This window comes from Streptomyces sp. NRRL S-244 (assembly GCF_000717915.1).
In the GTDB taxonomy this organism is placed as follows: domain Bacteria; phylum Actinomycetota; class Actinomycetes; order Streptomycetales; family Streptomycetaceae; genus Streptomyces.
In genome coordinates this window covers 16887-39412 of sequence record NZ_JOCX01000018.1, presented here as the reverse complement: position 1 = coordinate 39412, position 22526 = coordinate 16887, and the positions used below count along the sequence as shown (strand labels likewise).

Below are 22526 nucleotides of genomic sequence, written 5' to 3'. Positions count from 1 at the left end.
GTCACCTCGGGTCGAGAGAGTTGCGAGAGTCGAGAACGGTCGTTCTCGACCTTAGAGAACGATCGTTCTCGGCGCAAGCGATCCTGGGCTACGCTGCCTTCATGGACGACGAAGAGGCCCGGACCCGGCTGCTGGACGCGGCGGAGGCGCTGTTCTACGCCGAGGGCATCCAGGCCGTCGGCATGGACCGCATCCGCACGGAGTCGGGCGTGCCGCTCAAGCGGCTCTACAAGGTCTTCCCGGCCAAGGAAGCCCTGGTCACGGCGTACCTCGACCGCCGCGACCGGCGCTGGACGGCGAGCCTGCGCGACGCGGTGGCGGAGGCCGCGGAGGCCGCGGATCCTGTCGGGGCGGTCGAGGCGGTCTTCGAGTGGCTGGCGCAGTGGTTCTCGGAGCCGGGCTTCCGGGGCTGCGCGTTCCTGAACGCGTACGGGGAGCTGGGCACCGGCCCCGCCGCGGTGCTGGACGTCGTACGCCGCCACAAGGCGGAGCTGCGGGAGCTGCTGGCGCGGGCCGCCGGGCCCGGGCGGGAGGTCCTGGCGGACCAGCTGCTGATCCTGGTCGAGGGCGCGACGGTGGTCGCGGCCCTGGACCCCGGCCCCGAGCCGGCCCGCCGCGCGGGGGCGGCGGCGTCGGCGCTGATGCGGGCCGGGGACGCCTCCTAATTGCCGCCGGCGGGGGTGGTGCGGGGGAAGGTGATCTCGACCCGGCGGTTCTTCTTGCGGCCTTCCTCGGTGCCGTTGTCGGCGATCGGGTAGTCCTCGCTGTAGCCGCGTACGTCGTAGATGACGCCGGGACTGGTGACGGTCTTGGCGAGCTCGGCCTGGACGGCGTCGGCGCGCTGCTTGGAGAGTTCCTTGCCGTGCTCGTAGCTGCCCTGGTCGTCGGTGAACCCGAAGACCCGGACGCGGGTCGCCTTCTGCGTGTTGATCTCGTTGGCGATGGCCTGTATCCGGGCGGCGGCCTGGGCGTTGAAGACGGCACTGTTCTCGGGGAAGAGCACCTCGGACTGCAGGGCCATCATGACGGTCTGATTGGTCTCCTGCCGCCGCTGCTCACCGCCGAGGTCTTCGACGACCTCGGCGATGTCCAGCACCTTGATCGGAGCCAGGGTTCCACCCTGCGGGATCTTCAGGCCGGGCGCGTTGGAGTCGATCGGCACCGGCGCGGCGGCGGAGGGTTCCGTGCCGGGAGGCGCGGACGGCTTCACGTCGTCGGCGTAGGCGCTGGTCGCGCCCATCAGATGGGCGCCGGCGATGACGAGACCGACGACGGCTGTCGCAGCGGAGGCGCGGTGGCGTTTATTCATGGGGTCACCCGGAGATTTTGATGGTCGCCGTGGCGAAGGTAGGGAGATTGAAGTCCACCTGAGTGGTGTTGTTCGGAGGCACCGGGAACTGCGCGAAGAAGGGCACCGTCTGTCCGGCATCGATGACGGTCAGCCCGGTCGTGCACAGACATCTGCCGTCGGTGTCCCGCAGCACGTAGTACCGCTTCTTGCCCGCCTTGTCGACCAGGGTGACACCCGCGACCGAGGCTCCACTGCTGTTGAGTTCATTGCCCCGCCACGCCGCGGTACTGGCGAAGGCCTGACTGCCGGTGTTCTTCAACTGGCCGCTGACCGTCAGGAAGCCGCCCGCGTCACGCACCGCCGAGTTGATGGTGAGGGTCATGCCGCTCTCGCCGTTGACGGTGGCGAGCACTTCGGTCGGCGTGGGCGCGGGGCTGCCACTGGGCGCCTGCGACTGAGGTGCGGCTCCCTGGGAATTCGACGACGCGCTCTGGGCCGCCTTGGGCTTGTTGTCGTCGCCCCCTCCGCATCCGGCCATCGTGATCGCCAGAACCGCCGCAGCCACGGCGGCCGCTCCCCCGCGGACCTTCACCGAGTGCCGAGTGCTCATCTATGCCGCTTCCTTCTCTCATTCACTGTCAATCGACCAAGCGCACGTCAAACAGGGTCCTGGCCAGCTTGCGCCAGGGGTCGGGCTTCAAAGGGTCCAGCACCAGGGCCTTACCGCCCTTGCACTTGAACGTCACGGGCAGCGCCGGGGTCGGCGCCGGAGTGGGGCCCTGGGTAGCGGTCGGGGACGGAGTGGGGCCAGGCGCCGGAGCGGCGTCCAGAGTGCAGCGCGGCTCGATCGCCGCGGTCGCCTTGGCTTGCCCGTGCACGCTGTCGGTGCCCGGGACGACCGACTTCCCCACCGTCCCGTTGGTCGTCACCTCTACCGCGAACTCGCGAGGCCGCGGAGTGCAGGTCGCCGACGCGTCGTTCTTGGCCGCGAAGCTGCTCGCCTCCGCGCAGGCACCGGTCGGGTCCAGCAGCTCCCCACGAAGGATCTTCTCCCAGTCCTCGGGTTCGAATTTCGCGAAGTCCAGGCCCGGGATCAGGTGATCTCGGGCATCACGCGCAGCCGCGAGGGCAGCCGCGTCGGCGGCTCCCTGCGCATTGCTGCGCGTGAGTGCCGCCTGCCCGAAGACGAAGAAGACGAACGCAGCGAAGAGCATCCCCGCCACCAGCACGATGTAGATGGGGAATGCCTGCCCTCGTTCACCGAACTTCGCCGAGATCACTTCCCTGCGGTGACCGCGGTGACCGCTGCGGCGATCCGGTTGGTGATCGTCTGGCCGATGCCCGTGCCGACGATTGCGCCGATGATCACTACGACCACCAGGATGATGCCCAGGTATTCGAAGGCCGTCTGGCCTCGGTCCTGGGCGGCCTTGGTTTGGTACCGGTTCCGCATCCTCGCCAGGGTGTTCTGCAACATGGGGGTTTCCTCCCGGGCCGGTGGCGCTGTTGGTTTGCGGACCGTACGGGGAGTCACCGGTGATAACCAAGGGTCCCGGGGCCCAATTACGGACCCACTGCGCACTCCGTCTACCCATGGCCGCTCACCCCTGGACGGGCCGTTCCCAGCCAGCGCGCTATCGCCTCGCTGCGGCTCGCGCTCTGGAGCTTCGCGAAGATGCGGTTGATGTGGTTCTTCACCGTCTTCTCGCTGATGAAGCAGGTGGCCGCGATCTGCTGGTTGCTCATCCCGGACGCGATGAGATCCATGATCTCCACCTCCCTCGAACTCAGGCCGAAGAGAACCGAGTTGTGCAGTCGCTCAGGAGAGCGTGCCACAGTTCGTTGCGGTTGCGAAGAGGTCCGGAGTTCCGCGAGGAGTGCGCTCGCCGCCGTCGGCGTGAAATGGGCCCTCCCCTCCCGGACGCCCTGGACCGCGCGGACCAGGTCCTCCGGCGTGAATTCGCCGTGGACCAGGTAGCCGCCCGCGCCCAGGAGGAGCGCTTCTCGGACGACCTCCGACTCCTGGCTGTACGTCAGCATCAGTACGGGCGCCAGCTGTACGAGGTGCGGCAGGGCCGAGATGCCGTCGACGCCCGGCATGCGCACGTCCAGCAGGATCACGTCCGGGGCGTGCCGGCGGGTCAGGCTCAGGGCCTCGCGGCCGTCGGCCGCCTGGGCCACGACCTCCATGTCCCCGGCCGTCGCCAGGAGGGACGTCAGGCCCGCCCGTACCACCGGGTTGTCGTCGGCGATCAGAACGCGGAGCGGCGTCACGGGCTCCCCTCCGGGGTCGGGGCCTCGAGCGGGAGGTCCAGGCGGACCACCGTCCCGGGGCCGGATGGCCGGGCTTCGATCCGCAGGCGGGCGCCGATCGCCGCCGCGCGTTCGGTCATGCCGCGCAGCCCGAAGCGGCCCCCGCGCCGCAGGGCGTCCGGCGGGAGGCCGCAGCCGTCGTCCTCGATGGTCAGGGTGAACACCCCCGCCTTCGCCGCCGCCGAGACCAGTACGCGCGAGGCTCCCGCGTGGCGGCGGGCGTTCTCCAGGGCCTCCGCGGTGATGGCCACCACGTGGTGCGCCACCCAGGGATCCATCACCGGGAGGGCCTCCGCCGTCCGGAGCTCCGCGTCCGCCCCGGCCAGGCGGCGCAGCTCCCCCTGGAGCGAGACGCCCGGCGCCTGCGCCTCCCGCCGCAGGTCCGTCAGCAGTGCGCGGGATTCCGCCGCCGCCGCGCGGGCCGCGCCGGAGAGGAACAAGGCCTGGCGGCGCACGGTCGCCGGGTCCGTGGTGCGGGCGAGGGCGTCCGCCGCCAGGGCCAGGCCGTGCAGGGTCTTCGCGACCGAGTCGTGCATCTCGCGGGCCAGGTGGTCCCGTTCGGCGCGTACCGCCTCGGCTGCCGCCAGCCGGGCCCGCGCCTCCGTCAGGGCCTGGCTCGCCGCGCCGAAGCGGAAGAGGAGGTCCCGGAGCGAGGCGCCGGCCGCGCCCGCCAGCAGGCACAGCACCGGCAGGGTCAGGCCGCCGGCCACGGCGGCCACGGCCACCGCCGCCAGGGCCGCGTAGAGCGCCGAGCCGCGCCACCCGTAGACCAGCCCGGCCAGCAGCGGTGTGCAGAGCACGGCGAAGCCGAGCGGCGACTCGGGCCTCGCCGTGACCAGCAGCAGCCCGCAGCACGCCAGGTCCGGGGCCAGCAGCCACCGGTGGCGCAGCAGCAGCGGCCCGAAGCGCTCCCAGTCGCGGAAGAGCACGTACGAGGCCATGAAGGTGAGCAGGATCGCCCCGCCCACCAGGTACGTCGGCCCGCCCGCCGCCGTGCGCCCCAGTGCCAGCGGCGCGCCCAGGCCGATCATCACCATCCGGAACGCGAAGACCCGCCGGGAGAGGGCCTGGAGCGCATGGGACTGGAGTGCCGGGGAGGGTGCCAAAACGGGGGCCCCCGCCGTCCTTCCGCGTACGGACGGCCCCGCCAGGGGGATGTGGAGGACCGCCATGGTCACCCGCCCCCGAGCAGCGCGCCGAAGTCGACGTCCGCGCCGTACACGAAGCCGCAGACCAGCAGGATCAGCGTTCCCGGCAGCATGAACATGGTCACCGCGAAGGTGGCCTTCGGGACCGCCCGGGCCGCCCGCCGGCGGGCGTTCTGGGCATCCGTACGGCGCATGTCCTCGGCGATCGCGATCAGCGTGTCGACGATCGGCGAGCCCAGCTCCTCGCCCTGGAGCAGCGCGGTCACGAACTGCGCCACCTGCTCGGAGTCGTTGCGCCGGCGCAGCTCGTCGAAGGCCTGGCGGCGGCTGACGCCCATGTCCATCTGCTGCAAGGTGATCCGGACCTCGTCCGACCAGGGGCCGTCGTACTTGGCGGCCACCCGCTCCAGCGCCTGCCGGAAGCCGAGCCCCGCGCTCACCACGACCGCGAGTACGTCCAGGAAGTCCGGCAGGGTCCGCTCGATGTGGTCGCGGCGGACCCGGATCGCCGACCACAGGCCGACCTCGATCCAGAACAGGCCGAACGCGACCATCAGCAGGGCCGGTACGAGCTGGCCGTTGATCAGCATCGAGAAGGCGCCGAGCGCGCCGAGGAACCCGTACACCGCGCGGCGCGCCGCGTACCGGTCTATGGTCAGGCCGGCCGGATTGCCCGCCAGGTCGATCTGGCGGCGCTTGCGGGCGACCCGGTTCGGGCCCATCAGGCGCAGTACGAGCGGCGCCCAGCGGATGCCCAGCCGGTCGACGGCCGAGCCCACGGCCGTCGTACGGGTGGCGCCGACCTCCAGGGCCAGCGCGAGGTCGCTCGGCAGTTTCACCTCGGCGCGGTAGAGGCGGATGCCGTGGAAGACACCGAAGACCGACACCCCCAGCAGTAGCGCCAGCAGCAGAGCCGTCATGTCCGTCGCCCCCTCACACGTCGATCTTCGAGAGCCGGCGGATCAGGACGAAGCCCAGCGTGAAGAGCCCGATCGCCACCAGCACCGCCGTCTGGCCGATGAACGCGCCGGTCATCCGGTCCAGGGCGCCCGGCATCATCGCGTTCACCAGCAGCAGCGAGCCGAGCCCGATCGCCGGCACCAGATAGGCCGTCACGGTCACCTGGGAGAGCTGGGTGCGGACCTCGCGCCGCGTCTCCTTGCGCTGCTCCAGCGTCACCGTCAGGTTGCGCAGGCTGCCGACGATCGCGCCGCCCGCCCGCGCGGACAGTACGAGGGTGGAGACCAGGACGACGAGCTCGCGCGAGGGCAGCCGTTCGGCGATCTCGCCCAGCGCCTCGTCGATGGAGTGCCCTACGGCGAGGCGGTCGGCGACGCGCGAGAGTTCCTCGCCCGCCGGGGCCTCCAGCTCGTCCGCCGCTATGGCGATGGCCGTACGCAGGGCCAGCCCGGCCTGGGTGGCGTTGGCGAGGATGCGGGCGAGCTCGGGCAGCTGGTTGATGAAGCGCTCGTTGCGGCGGGCCCGCTGCCAGTTGAGGAAGGCGTCGGCCGCCCACAGGCCGATCAGGCCGGCCACCGGGCCGAAGAACGGGGCCAGGAAGCTGGCGGCGACCAGCCACACCCCGGCGACGGACATCAGCACGTAGACGAAGAACTCGCCGGGGGTGAGGTCCAGGCCGGTCACGGCCAGCTTCACCTCGATCCGCTTGCCGAGCGCGGTCCGGCGCAGGCGCCGGTCCACCCCGGGGAAGCGGCGCCTGCGGCCCGCCTGCTCCGGTGCGCCTTCCGCGGCCAGGCGTTCGATGAGGGCGGCGCGCTGGGCGCGGCCGGCGGCGTACGCCTGGACGCCCGCGACCACGAGGACGCAGGCCAGCAGTGTGACGCCGAGGGTGAGGAGGATCAGTGGGTTCACAGGACGGTCCGGGTGATGCGGGTGGCGAGCTGGTCGTCGGACATGGCGACCCCGAAGGCCTGTGGGATCGGCTGGTTGTTCATGTAGAGGCGGTCCGCGATGCGGCGCGGCAGCGGGTGGTACTCGAAGTGGCCGTGGACGCGGCCGTCGGCGCTCATCGGCTGGGCGGCGAACCGGCAGACAGTGGTGATGCGGAAGGGCTCGCGGCCGTGCGAGTCGAGGATGGCGATCTCCGTGAGGCGGCGCGAGCCGTCGCCGAAGCGGGTCAGCTGGACGACCACGTTCACCGCGCTGTTGATCTGGTCCTGGAGGGCCTCGAAGGGGACCTCCACCTCGGACATCGAGGCGAGGGTCTGCAGGCGCATGAGCGCGTCCTCGGCGCTGTTCGCGTGGACGGTGGCCAGGGAGCCGTCGTGGCCGGTGGACATCGCCTGGAGCATGTCGAGGGTCTCGCCGCCGCGGACCTCGCCGACGATGATGCGGTCGGGGCGCATGCGCAGGGAGTTGCGTACGAGGTCGCGGATGGTGATCCGGCCCTTGCCCTCCACGTTCGCCGGGCGGGATTCGAGGCGGATGACGTGCGCCTGCTGGAGCTGGAGCTCCGCCGAGTCCTCGATGGTGATGATCCGCTCGCCCTCCGGGATCAGACCGGAGAGGGCGTTGAGGAGCGTGGTCTTCCCGGTTCCGGTGGCCCCGGACACGATGACGTTCATCTTCGCCTGGACCAGACCGGACAGCAGCAGGAGCATCTGGGCGTCCAGCGAGCCGAGGCCGATCATCTCGTGCAGGGTGAAGGCGCGCGGGAAGCGGCGGATCGTGAGGGTGGCCCCGGTCAGGGACAGCGGCGGGATGATCACGTTGACGCGCTCGCCGCTGGGCAGCCGGGCGTCGACCATCGGATTCGCCTCGTCCACGCGGCGGTTGACGGTGGAGACGATGCGCTCGATGGTCTGCATCAGCTGCTCGTGCGAGGCGAAGCGCAGGGGCAGCTGCTCGACGCGGCCGGCGCGCTCGACGAAGATCTGGTCCGGGCCGTTGACCATGATCTCGGAGATCGAGGCGTCTTCGAGCAGCGGCTCGAGCACGCCGAGGCCGAGCGCCTCGTCCACCACCCGGCGGATCAGCTGCGCCCGCTCGACGGTGGACAGGACCGGGCCCTCGCGGCTGATGATGTGCCCGAGTACGCGCTCCAGCCGGGCCCGCCGCTCGGCGGGCGCGAGGGCCGACATCTCGGCGAGGTCGATCTCCTCCAGGAGCTTCGCCCGGTACGCGGAGACCAGCCGGCCGTCCTCGCGCGGACTGTGCCGGTCGTCGGGGGTGTTGACGCGGGAACGCAGGCTCATGGTGCGCTCACCCCTTCGGATCGTCGTTGGGCATGACGGCCGTGCGCTCGGCCGTGTAGGAGTCCAGGCCGGGCACGATCGACTTGACGGTGATGCGGGCCGTCGCGGTGACCGCGTCGGGCGTCCCGGCGACCTCGATCTCCGCGAGCGAGGCGAGGCTCGGCCGGATCGCCGCCTTGCCGGCGGCCTCCCCGCCCTCGCCCTTGCGGGCCTCCACGCGGGCCGCGGTACGGGCGGCCGTGTCCGCCTGCTGCTCCACGTACGCGACCCAGCCGAGCTGGATCCCGCAGAGCGCGACGAAGAGCAGGATGGGGATGAAGCCGATGTACTCCAGGGCGACTTGGCCCCGGTCCCGGCCCGCGCCCCGGTATCGGTGTCGGTTCACTCGTCCTCCTTCGGGGAGCCGCCCTCGCCCGTGATCGGCGTGCCGATGTCGAGGCCCGGGAAGAAGACCGGGAGGTTGAGCTCCACGGTCGCCTTGTAGACGTCGCCCGACTCGCCGCAGCGCACGCTCATGTGCCAGGCGCCCCCTACGTGCCGCCGCGCCGCCGCATCGCACGCCCCGTCCCCGTGCACCGCGCCCACCCGCGCCGCCTCGTCCGCCGCGTTGCCCGCCAGCGAGAACGCGTACCCGATCAGTACGCACTCCCACACCGCCGCCACGAGCAGCAGGATCAGCGGCACCATGCCGACGAACTCGACCGCCACCTGGCCGCGATCACCCCGGGCGCGCCCGACGGGTCTGCGCGCGGGCATCGGTCAGCCCTCCCGGCCGCGGCGCAGCCGCGCCACCGGGCCGGCGGCCCGTATGGCGAGGGCCGCGCCCGGGGTCCCCGCGGCAGCGGCTTCGGGCTCCGCCGCGGACGGGGGTGTCAGCAGGCCGAGTTCGCCCGCCAGCGTCCACAGCGCCTGCTTCACGCTGGAGCGGTTGTCCAGGTCCTGTACCCGGCCCGCGTCCACCACCGCCTGGAGCTCCTTGAAGGCGGCCGGCACCGGGGTCCGGGTGGCCCGGGTCTTGGTGATCTTCTCGATCAGCGAGGGCTGGATCTCCGTGTGCTTGCTCCAGCGGTTGACCACCATCGCGGTGTCCTCCGCCTTGCGGACCTGGAGCCGCTCCCACATCCGGACCAGCCGCTTGGCCGCCCGTACGCAGACCACGTCGGGCGTGGTGACCAGGACCGCCACGTCCGCCATCTCCACCGCCGCCGCGTTCGCGCCGGTCACCTGGGTGCCGCAGTCGATGACGACGAGCTCGTACCGGCTGCGCAGGGCGCCGACGATGTGCCGGGCGGCGCGTTCGTCGACCTCCTCGCCCCGCTCGCCCTCCGCCGGGGCCAGCAGCAGCGCGAGCCCGGTCCGGTCCTCGTACACCGCGTCCTGGAGCACGCGCGGGGAGATGTCGTGGATCCCGGCGAGGTCGGCGATCGAGCGCCGGAACTGCACGTCGAGGTACGAGCCGACGTCGCCGGCCTGGAGGTCCATGTCGACCAGGGCCGTACGCCGCCCCGAGGCGGCCGCGGCCAGCGCGAACTGCACGGCGGTGAAGGTGGTGCCGACGCCGCCCTTGGCCCCGGTGACCGTGACCACCTTGCCGCCGGGGCCGGTGAACACGTCGGCCCCCCGCCCCAGGTGGCGGCGTACGCCGACGGACCACTGGGCGGCGGCCTGGACGCGGGCGGCGAGTTCCTCGTACGCGAGCGGCAGCCCGATCACACCCCGCGCGCCCGAGTCCATGGCGGCGGAGAACACGGCCGGTCCGGCGTCCGAGGAGACCAGCACCACGCCCACCGCCGGGAAGCGGAGCGCGACCTCGCGGATGAGGTCGAGCGCGGGCACCGGGCCGATCCGCTCGTGGACGAGGACGACCTCGGGCAGTTCGTCGATGGACTCGGCGGCCAGCCGCCCCAGGGTGTCGAGCAGGGTGGTGGAGTCGGGGACCGGGGCGCCCGGCTCGGCGGCCGGGAGCTGGCTGAGCAGGGTGGAGATGTGGCGGGCGGCGTCCGGGTCGCCGGCCGCGGGGAGGATTCGGGTGGTCATCCGGGCCTCACTTGTCCCCGTCGAGGGTGTACGTACGGTCGCCCGGGCCGGGCGCGGAGTCGGTGCCGGGGGCCACCAGGGCCAGGCGTACGTGCTCCGCGAAGGACTCGGCGTACGCGACGCGCTGGGTGTCCTTGGTGTTGAGGGCGAAGGTGATCGGGACCGCCTCGGCGGGGCCCTTCTTGTCGCTGTCCTTGTCGAGGGCGGTGAGCTTGCCGACGTTCAGGACGCGGGCGTTGGCCACGATGATCACCGAGCGGGAGGGCTCGGTGTCCTTGGCGCCCTTGAAGGTGGCGATGATGTTGACCTTGGCCCCGGAGTAGATCTTGCCGGCCACGCCGGTCGCCGCGTCGATCATGATGGCGATCTCCTGCTCCCCGGGCTGGAGCTGCGGCTTGTCGACGAACATGTCCGACTGGAGCAGCGAGCCCTTGCGCAGGGTGGTGAGCGCGATCTTGTCCTTGAGCCGGCCGAGGTCGGTGACGGCGGTGTCGGACAGCCAGCGCTTGGGGATGGAGACTTCCTCGAACTGGCCCGCCGACAGCGGGCTGTACGGCGGGATGTCGCCCTTGGCGCGGTAGGCGGTGACCTCGGCCCCGACCTTGGAATTGACGTCGCCGATCACCACGAGGACCCCGCCGAACGCCGCGAGGGCGCACAGGACCGACAGGAGCAGCAGGATGACGCCGCGGCGCTGGCGTGAGTTCATGGGCCGTACTACCTCGCCGTTCTTCGATCGTTCAGCCGGTCAGTGTCTTGGTCTGGGGGCGCCGGCGAAGGCCGGCGATGTCGTCCTGTCCCCGGCCTCGGCCGGCGGCGGGGCGGCCAGGGGGGCGGCGCAGAAGGCGCAGCGGTCGCCGATGAGTTCGAGGCCGCACCAGTGGCACTGTTCGCGGCGGACGGAGGCGACCAGCTGGTAGAGCACGGACGGGTCCGGGATGGCGGCGGCGAACTCGACCAGCTTCGCCGTGGCCCACCAGGCGGGCGAGTCGGCCGGGAGCGGGTTCTCCATCACGCCCTGGACCCGCCAGGCGGGGGCGAGTTGGACCGTCACCCAGTCGGAGGCGAGCTGGCCGCGCGCGAAGGTGAGGTGGGTGGCGTACGCGGGGCCGGGGGGCAGGGCGGCGCCCCCGGCGTGCGCCCCGCCGCCGCCGGAGCCGGTCAGCTTGACCAGGTGCGGGGTCGGGTGGGCCAGTACGGCGAACTGCGCGCTCGGCGACCACGAGCGGGCGTGCGCCTTGAGGCCGACCGGGACCCGGTCCAGTTTGGCGACCGAGCCCAGCAGGGCCCCGGCGTGGATGTAGTGGGACAGCAGCCGGGCGGCCGAGGCGATGACTCCGGGGCTGAAGTCGCAGACGCTGAGCTGGCGCAGCTGACGTACCAGCAGGGCTGTGGCCAGCGGGGGCAGATCGACGTCGATGAAGGCGATCCGGTCGGTCTCCAGGATGGCCCGCACGGTGTGCAGCCGCTGGACGGTCGCGGTCGGCAGCCAGGGCGGTACGAAGGCCACGATGTGGCCGTGGCGCTCCAGCAGGGCGCTCGTCTCGGCGAGGGCGCCCGCGAGGTCGAGCTGTCCGGGCGGGTGCAGGACGACGGCCGGCGGTGTGTGCCGGTCGGGGGCCGGCAGCACCAGATCGGCGCTGGTGACGGCAATGGCGGTCGGCACGCGAATCCCCCTGTTCACCCCGTACGCCCCATACGTCGGCGCCGCCGTCGCGTACGCGCACCCCTGCGCGACCGCAAACGATCGGCGCCCTTCCCCCTTGCCCCAGCACCATATCCGCGTCGTCCCTGGCAGGGCAGGGCCTTGGTAATTCCCGTACCGGCGGCCCCGGTCACAGGTGGCGGGAAACCCGGACATCCGGGATCGGACGCCCGATCAATTCAAGCCACATTGCAAAGAGTCTTGACAGGGGGATTGGTCTGGACCAACTTGGCCCCAACACGGCGACGCGCCAACGGGGTTTCCCCCACCCACGACCCCGGGTGCGTTCGTTCACCTGTTCCACCTCCCCCTCCACATCCCCTTCTCCCCCCACGGAGACCACGTGAACCGCATACGCTCGCTCGCCCTGCTGGGCGCCGCCACCCTGACCGCAGGCGGCCTGACCGCCCTCGCCGCCGGCACCGCGCAGGCCGCCGACGTCAACGTCGTCCGCAACGGAGGCTTCGAGTCCGGTCTCGCCGGCTGGACGTGCAGCTCCGGGAGCGGCGCCGTCGTCTCCTCGCCCGTCCACGCCGGGGCCGCCGCCCTCAAGGGCACCCCGGCGGGCCAGGACAACGCGCAGTGCAGTCAGACCGTCACGGTCAAGCCGAACTCGACGTACACGCTCAGCGAGCAGGTGCAGGGCTCGTACGTGTACCTCGGCGTGACCGGGACCGGTACGCAGGACGTGTCCACCTGGACCCCCGGCTCGGGCGGCGGCTGGCAGCAGCTCTCCACCACCTTCACCACGGGGGCGAGCACCACGCAGGTCACGGTGTGGACGCACGGCTGGTACGGGCAGCCCGCGTACGTCGTCGACGACTTCAGCGTCTTCGGCCCGGACGGGGGCGGCGGCACCGACCCCGGCCCGTCCGTCCCCGGCGCCCCGGGCGGGAGCGCCGTTTCCGGCCAGAGCGCGAACGGGCTCACCCTTTCGTGGAACGCGGTCAGCGGGGCGAGCGGCTATTACGTCTATCAGGACGGAGTCCGCATCCAGACCCTGTCCGCCTCCCCCGCGCAGATCACCGGGCTCGCCGCCGCCACCTCGTACTCCTTCCAGGTGAGCGCGTACAACGCGGCCGGCGAGGGTCCGAAGTCGGCGGCGGTGACCGGCACGACGACCGGCGGCGGCAACCCGAACCCGAACCCCTCGGTCCCCAAGCACGCGCTGACCGGCTACTGGCAGAACTTCAACAACGGCGCGACCGTCCAGAAGATCTCCGACGTCTCGGCGCAGTACGACATCATCGCGGTCTCCTTCGCCGACGCCACGACCACGCCCGGGGCCATCACCTTCAACCTCGACTCGGCGGGCCTCGGCGGCTACACCGTCGACCGGTTCAAGGCCGACATCGCGGCGAAGAAGGCGGCCGGCAAGTCGGTCATCCTCTCCATCGGCGGCGAGAAGGGCACCATCTCGGTGGGGGACTCGACCTCCGCGAACAACCTGGCGAATTCCGCGTACGCACTGATGCAGGAGTACGGCTTCAGCGGGATCGACATCGATCTGGAGAACGGCCTCAACCCGACCTACATGACGCAGGCGCTGCGCTCGCTGTCCGCCAAGGCCGGCCCCTCGCTCGTCATCACGATGGCCCCGCAGACCATCGACATGCAGTCGACGGCGGGCGGCTACTTCAAGACGGCGCTGAACATCAAGGACATCCTGACCGTCGTCAACATGCAGTACTACAACAGTGGCTCGATGAACGGCTGCGACGGCAAGGTCTACGCGCAGGGCTCGGTGGACTTCCTCACCGCGCTGGCCTGCATCCAGCTGGAGGGCGGGCTCGACCCCTCGCAGGTGGGCATCGGCGTGCCGGCCTCGCCGAGCGGCGCGGGCAGCGGGTACGTCTCCCCGACCATCGTGAACAACGCCCTGGACTGCCTGGCCAGGGGCACGAACTGCGGGTCCTTCAAGCCGTCGAGGACCTACCCGGGGCTGCGCGGCGCGATGACCTGGTCGACCAACTGGGACGCCAAGGCGGGTAGCGCTTGGTCCAACTCGGTGGGTCCGAAGGTTCACGCCCTGCCCTAGGCGGTACGTGTGGGGGTGGCCGTCCCGGCGGGTGGCCGACCGGCGGATCTGGCCGGAATGGAGTTCTTGACCGGGACATGCCAGAAGAGCACGCTGTGCGCGTCCGCACGGCTACCCCACACTCCCCACCCAGGAGAACGCATGCGGCTCCACACACGACGCAGGGCCGCCGTCACGGCGGCCCTGCTCGCTCTCGCGCTCGGCGCGCCCGCCTACGGCATGAGCGCGACGGCGGCCCCGCCGCCCACCCCCTCGACGGCCACCCAGGACGAGGCGATCGTCCAGTACGAGGTCAAGGGCCCGGCCACCGCCGCCGAGCGAACGGCCCTGCTCCGTACGGGCGTCTCGATCGACGAGGTCGACGCCCGCTCGGTCGTCGTCAGCGCCGACCCGCAGCAGGCCAAGGAACTGCGGGCGCTCGGCTACAAGCTGACCGCCCTGCCCGGGCCGCCGGACCGCTCGGAGCGCGGTGTCGCGGCGAGCCCGATGGACTTCCCGTCCAAGGACTCGATGTACCACAACTACGCCGAGGCCACCACGGAGATCGACCAGCGCATCGCCCAGTACCCCTCGATCATGAGCAAGAAGGTGATCGGGAAGTCGTACCAGGGCCGGGACATCGTCGCCATCAAGATCAGCGACAACGTCGCGACCGACGAGAACGAGCCCGAGGTGCTCTTCACGCACCACCAGCACGCCCGTGAGCACCTGACCGTCGAGATGGCGCTCTACCTGCTCAAGGAGTTCGGCTCCAAGTACGGCACCGACTCGCGGATCACCAACATGGTCAACGGGCGCGAGATCTGGATCGTGCCGGACCTCAACCCGGACGGCGGCGAGTACGACATCGCGACCGGCTCGTACCGCTCCTGGCGCAAGAACCGGCAGCCGAACACGGGCTCCTCGTACGTCGGCACCGACCTGAACCGCAACTGGGACTACAAGTGGGGCTGCTGCGGCGGCTCCAGCAGCAGCAAGAGCTCCGAGACCTACCGCGGGGCGGCCGGCGAGTCGGCCCCCGAGGTGAAGGTCGTCGCGGACTTCGTGCGCAGCCGCGTGATCGGCGGCAAGCAGCAGATCACCGCCTCGATCGACTTCCACACGTACAGCCAGCTGGTGCTGTGGCCCTTCGGGTGGACGTACAACGACACCGCGCCGGGCCTGACGGCGGACGACCTCGCCGTCTACAAGACCATCGGCACGAGCATGGCCCGCAGCAACGGCTACACGCCGGAGCAGTCGAGCGACCTGTACATCACGGACGGGACGATCGACGACTGGCTGTGGGGCAACCAGAAGATCTTCACGTACACCTTCGAGATGTACCCGTCCGAGTCCGGCAGCGGGGGCGGCTTCTACCCGCCGGACGAGGTGATCGAGCGCGAGACGGCGCGCAACCGTGACGCCGTGCTCCAACTGCTGGAGAACGCGGACTGCATGTACCGCTCGATCGGGAAGCAGGCGCAGTACTGCACGTGAGCCGACGGCACCGGCAGGGGCGCCTCACCGCCAGGGGGGCGCCCCTTGTCACGCCGCTTGTCGCGCCGCTTGTCGCGCCGCTTGTCGCGCCCCTTGTCGCGCCGCTTCGCCCGGCCGGCTCATCCGAGGACGGCGAGGGCGTCGATCTCGATGAGCAGGCCGGCGGGGAGGCCCACGTAGACCGTGGTGCGGGCGGCCGGGGCCTCCTTGAGGCCCTGCTCCTCGAAGTAGGCGTTGTAGAGGGCGTTCATCTCGGCGAAGTGGTCCGTGTCGGTCAGGTAGACGCGGATCATCATCACGTCGTCCCAGCCCGCGCCGCCGGCCTCCAGTACGGAGCGGACGTTCTCCAGCGTCTGGAGGGTCTGCTCGCGCAGGGTCGGCCCGGCGGGGGTCGGCGCCCGGCCGTCCACGTGCGGGAGGAAGCCGACCTGGCCGGCGACCTGGAGGATGTTCCCCTTGCGCACGCCGTGCGAGAAGCGGGCCGGCGGGGTGGTGTGGGTGTCGGGGGTGAGGGCGGTCTTCTCGGTCACGGGGTGTCCTCGTCGTCGTGTGAGGCGTGTGGGGCGTGCGGGGAGCCGGAGTACTCCCGGCTGATGGTGTCGGCGGTGCGCCGGACCAGGGGCAGCAGTTCGAGCAGTTCCCCGGCGGTGACGACCACGCTGGGAGCGGAGACGGACAGCGCGGCGACCGCCCGCCCGTCGGGCCCGCGCACGGGCGCGCCGAGGCAGTTGACGGACTCCTCGTGCCCGCCGAGATCGGTGGCCCAGCCCTGTTCCCGTACGAGGGCCAGCTCGCGCAGGAAGGCCTGCGCGTCGGGGGTGGAGCGGGCGGTGTAACGGGGGTAGTCGATGCGCTCGGCGAGGCTGCGGCGCTCGGCCTCGGGGAGGTCGGCGAGCAGCAGCTTCGCGACGGCGGCGACGGTGAGGGGGACGGGCCGGCCGATGCGGGAGTACATGCGGACGGGGTAGCGGCTCTCGACCTTGTCGATGTAGACGACCTCGTCGTCCTGGTGGAGCGCGAGGTGCACGGTGTGGCCGGTGAGGCGGTTGAGCTCGACGAGGTGGGGGTGGGCGACGGTGCGGACGTCGAGGTTCTCCACGGCCTCGGCGGCGAGCGCGAAGAGCTGGGCGCCGAGGCGGTAGCGGCCGTCGGGCTGGCGGTAGACGAAGCCGTGCTCGTGCAGGGTGCGCAGGAGGCGCAGGGCGGTGCTCTTGTGGACGCCGAGCTCCTCGGCGACCTCGCCGAGCCCTGCCGGACCCCGGGCGAGCAGCGGCAGGATGCCGAGCGCTCTGTCCACCGACTGGCTCACGCCGTGTCCTCCCCTGCTGCCGCCGCCCGCTGCGCGGGGCCTTCCGGAACCCGTACACGCGGCCGGGCGTTGACCCCTCGTACGCAGGATGCTAGACAGCAAGCGGCACAACACGCAACGCACGTTGCAGCAGATGCAACGCGAGGAGGAATCCGCATGGGCAGCGACGCAGTCCGACGGCTCGCCGACGAACCGGTCGACCACCGGTTCAAGGGGCTGCCGCCCGACGCCGAGCGGGCGAGCCTCACCGTCGGGCAGCTGGCCGCCGAGAAGCGGGACCTCTACACCGGCGGGTTCACCACCCCCGTCCTCACGCTCGACGCCGAAGCGCTGGAGCACAACCTCACCGCCCTCGGCGCGTACGCCGCCCGCCACGGCCTCGCCTTCGCCCCGCACGGCAAGACCTGCATGGCACCGCAGCTCTTCCGGCGCCAGCTCGACCACGGCGCCTGGGGCATCACCGCCGCCGTCCCCCACCAGGCCCGCGTCTACCGCGCCTTCGGCATCCAGCGGATCTTCCTCGCCAACGAGCTCGTCGACCCGGCGGCGCTGCGCTGGGTGGCCGCCGAGCTCGCCGCCGACCCCGGCTTCCGCTTCGTCTGCTACGTCGACTCCGTGCGCGGGGTCCAGCTCATGGACCGGGCCCTGCAAGGGCAGCCCCAGGTCGTCGACGTCGTCGTCGAGCTCGGGGCCGGCGAGGGCGCCCGTACCGGCGCGCGGACCGACGAGGACTGCCGGGCCGTCGCCGACGCCGTGGCCGAGGCCGCCGGCCTGCGCCTCGTCGGCATCGCCGGGTACGAGGCCGAGGTCCCCGGCGCCGACCCGGAGTCCGTCCACGCGTATCTGCGCCGGCTCACGGCGCTGGCCGTCGAGTTCGACCGGGCCGGGCGGTTCGCCGCCGACCTCGACGAGATCGTCGTCAGCGCCGGCGGCTCCGCCTGGTTCGACGCCGTCGCCGACGTGTTCGCCGAGCTCCCGGAGCTGTCCCGGCCCGTGCTGCGGCTGCTGCGCTCCGGCGCGTACGTCTCGCACGACCACGGCTGGTACACCCGCCTCACCCCCTTCAACCGGGTCCCGGAGGAGGGCGGCCTGCGCCCCGCGTTCCGGCTCTGGACCCAGGTCGTCTCCCGCCCCTCCCCCACCCAGGCCTTCGTCAACGCCGGCAAGCGCGACATCGCGTACGACCTCGGCCTGCCCGAGGCCGAGCTGGTCCGCGACGCCCTGACCGGCGAGGAGCGCCCGGCCGCCGGGGTCCGCGTGGTCAAGCTGTCCGACCAGCACGCCTGGCTGGAGACGGACGCCGCCGACGACGTGAACGTCGGCGACTGGGTGGCGCTCGGCATGTCCCACCCCTGCACGATCTTCGAGAAGTGGCCGCTGATCCCCGTCGTCGAGGCCGACGGCACGGTCACCGACTACGTGCGCACCTTCTTCTAGCGGCGCCGCGCCGGTGGACCTGGTCATCCGCGGGGCCCGCGTCGTCGACGGCACGGGCGGGCCCTCGTACACCGCCGACGTGGGCGTCCACGAGGGCCGGATCGCCGAGATCGGCCGGATCCGCTCCGGCGGCCGCCGCACCGTCGACGCGCACGGGCTCGCCCTGGCGCCGGGCTTCGTCGACATGCACGCGCACAGCGACCTCGCCCTGCTGCGCGACCCGGACCACAGCGCCAAGGCCGCGCAGGGCGTCACCCTCGAAGTCCTCGGCCAGGACGGGCTCTCGTACGCGCCCGTCGACGACCGCACCCTCGCCGAGGTGCGGGCGGCCATCACCGGCTGGAACGGCGCGGGCGAGGACGTCGAGTTCGACTGGCGGGACGTGGGCGGGTACCTGGACCGGCTCGACCGCACCGGCATCGCCGTCAACGCCGCGTACCTCGTCCCGCAGGGCACCGTCCGCGCGTACGCCCTCGGCTGGGGCGACCGCCCCGCGACCCCCGCAGAGCTCGACCGGATGCGCGCGCTCGTCGCCGAGGGCCTCGCCCAGGGCGCGGTCGGCATGTCCTCGGGGCTCACGTACACCCCCGGCATGTACGCGTCCGACGCCGAACTGACCGGGCTGTGCCGGGTGGTGGCCTCGTACGGCGGCTACTACTGCCCGCACCACCGCTCGTACGGGCGCGGCGCGCTGGCCGCGTACGCCGAGATGATCGCCCTGGCCCGGGAGGCCGGCTGCGCGCTGCACCTCGCGCACGCCACCATGAACTTCGCGGAGAACGAGGGCCGGGCGGGCGAGTTGCTCGCCCTCCTCGACGGGGCGCTCGCCGCCGGGGCCGACATCAGCCTCGACTCGTACCCGTACACCCCCGGCTGCACCACCCTCGTGGCGCTGCTGCCCGGTTGGGCGAACGAGGGCGGGCCGCAGGCCGTGCTCGCCCGGCTGCGCGACGACGCCGAAGCCGAGCGGATCCGGCACGCGCTGGAGGTGACCGGGGCGGACGGCTGCCACGGCGTCCCGGTCGACTGGGCGACGATCGAGATCTCGGGGACGGCCGACCCGGCGCACGGGGCGTACGTGGGCACGCGCCTGCGGGACTGGGAGGCGGCCCGGCGGCTGCTGCTGGCGGACCGGCTGGGGCCGACGATCCTCCAGCACGTCGGGCACGAGGAGAACGTCCGGGCGATCATGCGCCACCGGGTCCACACCGGCGGCTCCGACGGCATCCTCCAGGGCGCGAAGCCGCACCCGCGGGCGTACGGGACCTTCCCGCACTACCTGGGCCACTACGTGCGCGAGCTCGGCGTGCTCTCGCTGGAGGAGTGCGTGGCCCATCTGGCGGGCCGGCCGGCGGCCCGACTGCGGCTGGTGGACCGGGGGTTGGTGCGTGCCGGGTACCGGGCCGATCTCGTGCTCTTCGATCCGGAGACGGTCGCGGCCGGGTCGACGTACGAGAACCCGCGCGTGCTGCCGTCCGGCATCCCGCACGTGCTGATCGACGGCCGGTTCGTGATGCGGGACGGGCGCAGGACGGACGTCCTGGCGGGGCGGTCGGTCCGCAGGGCTCCGTACAGGGGCCGTTGAAGGCTTCCGCCTACGATGGGCGGCATGCTCGCCTTTGTCCCCGCCGCGCTGTTTTTCGTCCTCTTCTGCATGAGTGTGCGGGAGGACCGCCGACGCTTCCGGAACGCGGTCCTCCTGGGCCTCACCCTCATATGCGGGTCGATCGGCCTGCTGTTCCAGATACCTGAACTGCCGTCACCGCTGGACGCCATCGCCGTGCTGCTGGTGCTGGTCGTACCGACGGTCGGCACGCTCGTCCTCGCCGGCTACCTGATCCGCAACGGCCTGACGATGGTCCGCAAGGAGGGCCGCAGGCCGACCAATCTGCTGTCCATGGCGGCGGGCCTGGGGATCTTCGCGCTGATCGGGCTGGTCCTCGGGGTGGCGGGGCGGGGCTCGCGGGTCGCGGACACGGTGGTGGCGGGCCTGGTCATGCTCGTCGGGTACGTCTCCTTCATCTTCCTCTGCTTCCTGGCGTACGCCTTCCTGTACGGGCGGATCACGGTGCGCGGGGACGTCGACTACGTGGTGATGCTGGGCTCCGGGCTCATCTGCGGCGAGCGGGTGTCCCCGCTGCTGGCCTCCCGACTGGAGAAGGGCCGGCAGATCCACGCCGCCCAGGTGGCCCGCGGCGGCCGGACGCCGTTGCTGCTGGTCTCGGGCGGGCAGGGGTCGGACGAGAAGCTCTCGGAGGCGCGGGCGATGGCCGACTGGCTGATCGCGCGGGGCGTCCCGGAGGAGCGGATACGGCTGGAGGACCGCTCGCGCACGACGCGGGAGAACCTCGCGTTCAGCCGCACGATCATGGCCGACGCGGACCCCGGCTACCGGTGCGTGGTCGTCACCAACAACTTCCACGCCTTCCGGGCCGCGATGACGGCCCGCACGGCCGGTGTCAACGGCCAGGTGCTCGGCTCCCCGACCGCCACGTACTTCTGGCCGAGCGCCACCCTGCGCGAGTTCGTCGCCGTGTTCTGGGAGCACAGGGCGGTGAACCTGAGCATCTGCGCGGCCATCGCCGCCCTGACCACCGCTGCGGCCATCGCCTCGGTGTAGGCGGCGCGAGGCGAGGGCCGCGCGAGGGTCAGAGGCCGCGCTCGCGCACGTGCAGGTGCCGGTGCCACGTCCCGGCCGCGGGCGGGGGCGGTCGGCGTGGCGGCGGCCTCCGGACGGAAAGCGACCTTGCCCATGGGGGAGGGTGCGAGTCCGACGTGCGTTCATGGCGCTGTCGCCGGAGGATGAGGGAACCGGGGGGCATTGCATTTCCGAGGAGGTATCCCGATGGACAGTGAATCGGGCCAGCAGCCCAATCGGCCGGCCAAGCTCTTCAGCGGCGGGGAACGGCCGTACGACCCCGAGGACCTCGTGATGGTGCAAGGCATGGAGCCGACTCCGGAGCGGCTCGAGAAGGCGCGCCAGCTGATCGAGAAGGAGGGTCCGCAGGTCATCGAGCGCTACCTCCCCTAACCGGGGCGGTGGCGCGGCACTGAGCTGCTGGTGGCCCCGACCGGGGCGGCGTCCCGGGCCGGGGCCGCACATCGCCTGGACGGGTGTCCACCGCGGGCCGACCGCATCCAGAGACGGAGAAGGATCGTTAAGTCTCGCGGGGGCCCTGACTCGGAGGCACCGCCATGCAGACGATCACCATCGACTGGGACCACCCCACCGACCCCCGCCAGAGCCGCGAACGCGACCACGTACAGGACTACGTGACCACCGGAGGACTCGACGGGCACCTGTGGCACGGGGTCCCCACGCTCCTGCTCACCACGCTCGACCGCGCCACGGGCCGGACCTCCCGGACCCCGCTGATCTACGTCGAGGACGAGGGCCGCCACATCGTGCTCGCGGCCCGCTGGGGCGCCGCGGAGCACCCGGCCTGGTACCGGAACCTGACCGGGCACCCGGAGGTCCGCCTCCAGGTCGGCGCGGCCGTCTTCCAGGCCACGGCCCGCACGGCCTGCCCGGCGGAGCGCGAGGTCTACTGGCCGGCGATGACGGCTCTGTGGCCCCTCTTCGACGACTACCAGGCGTCCGCCTCCCCCCGCGAGATCCCCCTGGTGATCATCACCCGGTAGCCCCGGGCGGCGCCCCGCCCCCGCCCGCGCTCAGGCGTGGTCGTAGACGGTCACGGCCACGTCCCGGGCGCACAGGGCCTCGGTGATCAGCGGTTCGACGCGGGACCACTTCCCGCCGGCCAGGCCGCAGCCGATGCGGGGCATGTGGACCGAGGCCTCCAGGGCGAGCGCGTGCTCTCCGAGTGCCGCCAGACAGCGCCCCAGCGCGTCGTAGCGGATCGGCGGGCCGCCGCTGCCCGTGCGTATGCCGCGCTGGGCGACCATGTTGGCCACCCAGGTGTCCGGCCGCACCTGGACCAGCTGGACCGCGCCGAGGCCGAAGTCATTGCCGCTGCGGCGCCGGTGCCAGGCCCGGAACTCCTTCTCGGGCTCGGGCCAGCGCTTCGAGAGCGCCAGCACGAAGCCCTTGCCCCAGCCGCCGATGTCGTTGCAGACGTGCCCGATGATCTTCGGGCCCTTGGCCTGCGGTCCGGTCGCGTCCCCGGCCATGATGCGCAGCTGCTTCATGTTCCGCCCCTTTCCCCCGCTCACGACCCTACGGGCGGCCGCTGACAACGGCGCCGGGTGTCGGTCACAGGTACTCGCGGGCGAATTCCATCGCCCATTCCACCGCCGCGATCGGGACGCTCCCCGACAGGGGGTCGATGGTCAGACGGGCGGCCTCCCAGCCCTGGTCGTGCTCGCGGTGGATCGCGAAGTGCGCCTCCTCGGCGCCCACCGCGCCCGCGCCGCCCTCGCCGCAGTCCCCGCTCCGAGGTGCGACCAGGAACTCGATCGCCCGGTCGTCGCCGTCCGTGCCCACCGTGCTGATCGCCATGTCCCCGACCATGAATTCCACCGCTCCGCCCCGCCCTCTCGCGCCTCCGACCGGCGTCGAAGGCAAGCCTGCGCCGCGGCGGCGCCGTGACGCAT

Annotated in this window: 26 protein-coding genes; 8 read left to right on the top strand and 18 right to left on the bottom strand. The window is 72.0% G+C overall.

Going from position 1 to position 22526, the window contains the following annotated elements; all coding sequences use genetic code 11:
- Positions 1-101 precede the first annotated feature (101 nt).
- The gene (locus tag IF02_RS0122115; protein WP_030159524.1) at positions 102-665 is read left to right on the top strand and encodes a TetR/AcrR family transcriptional regulator; all 564 of its coding nucleotides are present in this window, start codon (positions 102-104) and stop codon (positions 663-665) included.
- Here the strand turns inward: IF02_RS0122115 and IF02_RS0122110 are convergent.
- The 14 genes from IF02_RS0122110 to IF02_RS0122045 form a co-directional block, all read right to left on the bottom strand.
- Positions 662-1309 carry an OmpA family protein gene (locus IF02_RS0122110; protein ID WP_037836888.1) on the bottom strand — a complete coding sequence of 216 codons (648 nt, stop codon included), beginning with the start codon at positions 1307-1309 and terminating at the stop codon, positions 662-664. The genes IF02_RS0122115 and IF02_RS0122110 overlap by 4 nt on opposite strands.
- 4 nt (positions 1310-1313) lie before the next feature.
- Positions 1314-1856 (bottom strand): hypothetical protein, encoded by a 543-nt coding sequence (locus IF02_RS0122105; RefSeq protein WP_420708190.1) that lies wholly within the window; start codon positions 1854-1856, stop codon positions 1314-1316.
- Positions 1857-1929: 73 nt separating this feature from the next.
- Positions 1930-2571, bottom strand: a complete 642-nt coding sequence (locus tag IF02_RS34440) for a pilus assembly protein TadG-related protein (RefSeq protein WP_030159518.1) — start codon at positions 2569-2571, stop codon at positions 1930-1932.
- Positions 2568-2768, bottom strand: coding sequence for a hypothetical protein (locus IF02_RS34435; protein WP_037836886.1), 201 nt, complete (start codon positions 2766-2768; stop codon positions 2568-2570). Before IF02_RS34435 ends, IF02_RS34440 begins: the two co-directional genes overlap by 4 nt.
- 110 nt (positions 2769-2878) lie before the next feature.
- On the bottom strand, positions 2879-3565 hold the full coding sequence (locus IF02_RS0122090) for a response regulator (protein WP_030159517.1): 687 nt from the start codon (positions 3563-3565) through the stop codon (positions 2879-2881).
- The gene (locus IF02_RS0122085; RefSeq protein ID WP_234318298.1) at positions 3562-4710 is read right to left on the bottom strand and encodes a sensor histidine kinase; all 1149 of its coding nucleotides are present in this window, start codon (positions 4708-4710) and stop codon (positions 3562-3564) included. Before IF02_RS0122085 ends, IF02_RS0122090 begins: the two co-directional genes overlap by 4 nt.
- A 68-nt stretch (positions 4711-4778) precedes the next feature.
- A complete protein-coding gene (locus IF02_RS0122080) occupies positions 4779-5672 on the bottom strand; it encodes a DUF5936 domain-containing protein (RefSeq protein WP_030159514.1) in 894 nt (297 codons plus the stop codon).
- Between the two features lie 13 nt (positions 5673-5685).
- Positions 5686-6624 carry a type II secretion system F family protein gene (locus IF02_RS0122075; protein ID WP_030159513.1) on the bottom strand — a complete coding sequence of 313 codons (939 nt, stop codon included), beginning with the start codon at positions 6622-6624 and terminating at the stop codon, positions 5686-5688.
- Positions 6621-7967 carry a CpaF family protein gene (locus tag IF02_RS0122070; protein WP_030159511.1) on the bottom strand — a complete coding sequence of 449 codons (1347 nt, stop codon included), beginning with the start codon at positions 7965-7967 and terminating at the stop codon, positions 6621-6623. Before IF02_RS0122070 ends, IF02_RS0122075 begins: the two co-directional genes overlap by 4 nt.
- Positions 7968-7974: 7 nt before the next feature.
- Positions 7975-8352, bottom strand: a complete 378-nt coding sequence (locus tag IF02_RS0122065; protein ID WP_030159508.1) for a TadE/TadG family type IV pilus assembly protein — start codon at positions 8350-8352, stop codon at positions 7975-7977.
- Entirely contained in the window at positions 8349-8723 is a 375-nt protein-coding gene (locus IF02_RS0122060; protein WP_030159506.1) for a TadE/TadG family type IV pilus assembly protein, read from the bottom strand. Before IF02_RS0122060 ends, IF02_RS0122065 begins: the two co-directional genes overlap by 4 nt.
- Positions 8724-8726: 3 nt before the next feature.
- On the bottom strand, positions 8727-10004 hold the full coding sequence (locus tag IF02_RS0122055) for an AAA family ATPase (RefSeq protein ID WP_051696441.1): 1278 nt from the start codon (positions 10002-10004) through the stop codon (positions 8727-8729).
- A gap of 7 nt (positions 10005-10011) precedes the next feature.
- Entirely contained in the window at positions 10012-10713 is a 702-nt protein-coding gene (gene cpaB / locus IF02_RS0122050; protein ID WP_030159501.1) for a Flp pilus assembly protein CpaB, read from the bottom strand.
- Between the two features lie 39 nt (positions 10714-10752).
- Positions 10753-11670, bottom strand: a complete 918-nt coding sequence (locus tag IF02_RS0122045) for a hypothetical protein (RefSeq protein ID WP_234318297.1) — start codon at positions 11668-11670, stop codon at positions 10753-10755.
- Between the two features lie 382 nt (positions 11671-12052).
- Between IF02_RS0122045 and IF02_RS0122040 the strand changes: the two genes are divergently transcribed.
- Positions 12053-13747, top strand: a complete 1695-nt coding sequence (locus IF02_RS0122040; RefSeq protein WP_030159497.1) for a carbohydrate binding domain-containing protein — start codon at positions 12053-12055, stop codon at positions 13745-13747.
- 141 nt (positions 13748-13888) lie between these two features.
- A complete protein-coding gene (locus tag IF02_RS0122035) occupies positions 13889-15226 on the top strand; it encodes a M14 family metallopeptidase (RefSeq protein WP_030159496.1) in 1338 nt (445 codons plus the stop codon).
- A gap of 119 nt (positions 15227-15345) precedes the next feature.
- Here the strand turns inward: IF02_RS0122035 and IF02_RS0122030 are convergent, their stop codons facing one another.
- Complete coding sequence (locus IF02_RS0122030; RefSeq protein ID WP_030159494.1) at positions 15346-15756, bottom strand: RidA family protein; 411 nt, start codon at positions 15754-15756, stop codon at positions 15346-15348.
- A complete protein-coding gene (locus IF02_RS0122025) occupies positions 15753-16535 on the bottom strand; it encodes an IclR family transcriptional regulator (RefSeq protein WP_030159492.1) in 783 nt (260 codons plus the stop codon). Before IF02_RS0122025 ends, IF02_RS0122030 begins: the two co-directional genes overlap by 4 nt.
- 156 nt (positions 16536-16691) lie before the next feature.
- On the opposite strand from IF02_RS0122025, the gene IF02_RS0122020 reads away from it, so the two are divergent.
- The 5 genes from IF02_RS0122020 to IF02_RS0122000 all read left to right on the top strand — a co-directional run bounded on the left by IF02_RS0122020 (position 16692) and on the right by IF02_RS0122000 (position 21614).
- Positions 16692-17972, top strand: a complete 1281-nt coding sequence (locus tag IF02_RS0122020; protein WP_030159490.1) for an amino acid deaminase — start codon at positions 16692-16694, stop codon at positions 17970-17972.
- Between the two features lie 13 nt (positions 17973-17985).
- The gene (locus IF02_RS0122015) at positions 17986-19557 is read left to right on the top strand and encodes an N-acyl-D-amino-acid deacylase family protein (protein WP_030159488.1); all 1572 of its coding nucleotides are present in this window, start codon (positions 17986-17988) and stop codon (positions 19555-19557) included.
- Between the two features lie 24 nt (positions 19558-19581).
- A complete protein-coding gene (locus IF02_RS0122010) occupies positions 19582-20592 on the top strand; it encodes a YdcF family protein (RefSeq protein ID WP_030159486.1) in 1011 nt (336 codons plus the stop codon).
- Between the two features lie 225 nt (positions 20593-20817).
- Positions 20818-21003, top strand: a complete 186-nt coding sequence (locus tag IF02_RS0122005) for a hypothetical protein (protein WP_030159484.1) — start codon at positions 20818-20820, stop codon at positions 21001-21003.
- Positions 21004-21167: 164 nt separating this feature from the next.
- The gene (locus IF02_RS0122000) at positions 21168-21614 is read left to right on the top strand and encodes a nitroreductase family deazaflavin-dependent oxidoreductase (RefSeq protein WP_051696440.1); all 447 of its coding nucleotides are present in this window, start codon (positions 21168-21170) and stop codon (positions 21612-21614) included.
- A gap of 30 nt (positions 21615-21644) precedes the next feature.
- Here IF02_RS0122000 and IF02_RS0121995 read toward each other — a convergent pair whose 3' ends face one another.
- Both IF02_RS0121995 and IF02_RS0121990 read right to left on the bottom strand, forming a co-directional pair.
- Positions 21645-22121 carry a macro domain-containing protein gene (locus tag IF02_RS0121995; protein WP_030159480.1) on the bottom strand — a complete coding sequence of 159 codons (477 nt, stop codon included), beginning with the start codon at positions 22119-22121 and terminating at the stop codon, positions 21645-21647.
- A gap of 64 nt (positions 22122-22185) precedes the next feature.
- Complete coding sequence (locus tag IF02_RS0121990) at positions 22186-22431, bottom strand: hypothetical protein (protein WP_158708536.1); 246 nt, start codon at positions 22429-22431, stop codon at positions 22186-22188.
- Positions 22432-22526 lie beyond the last annotated feature (95 nt).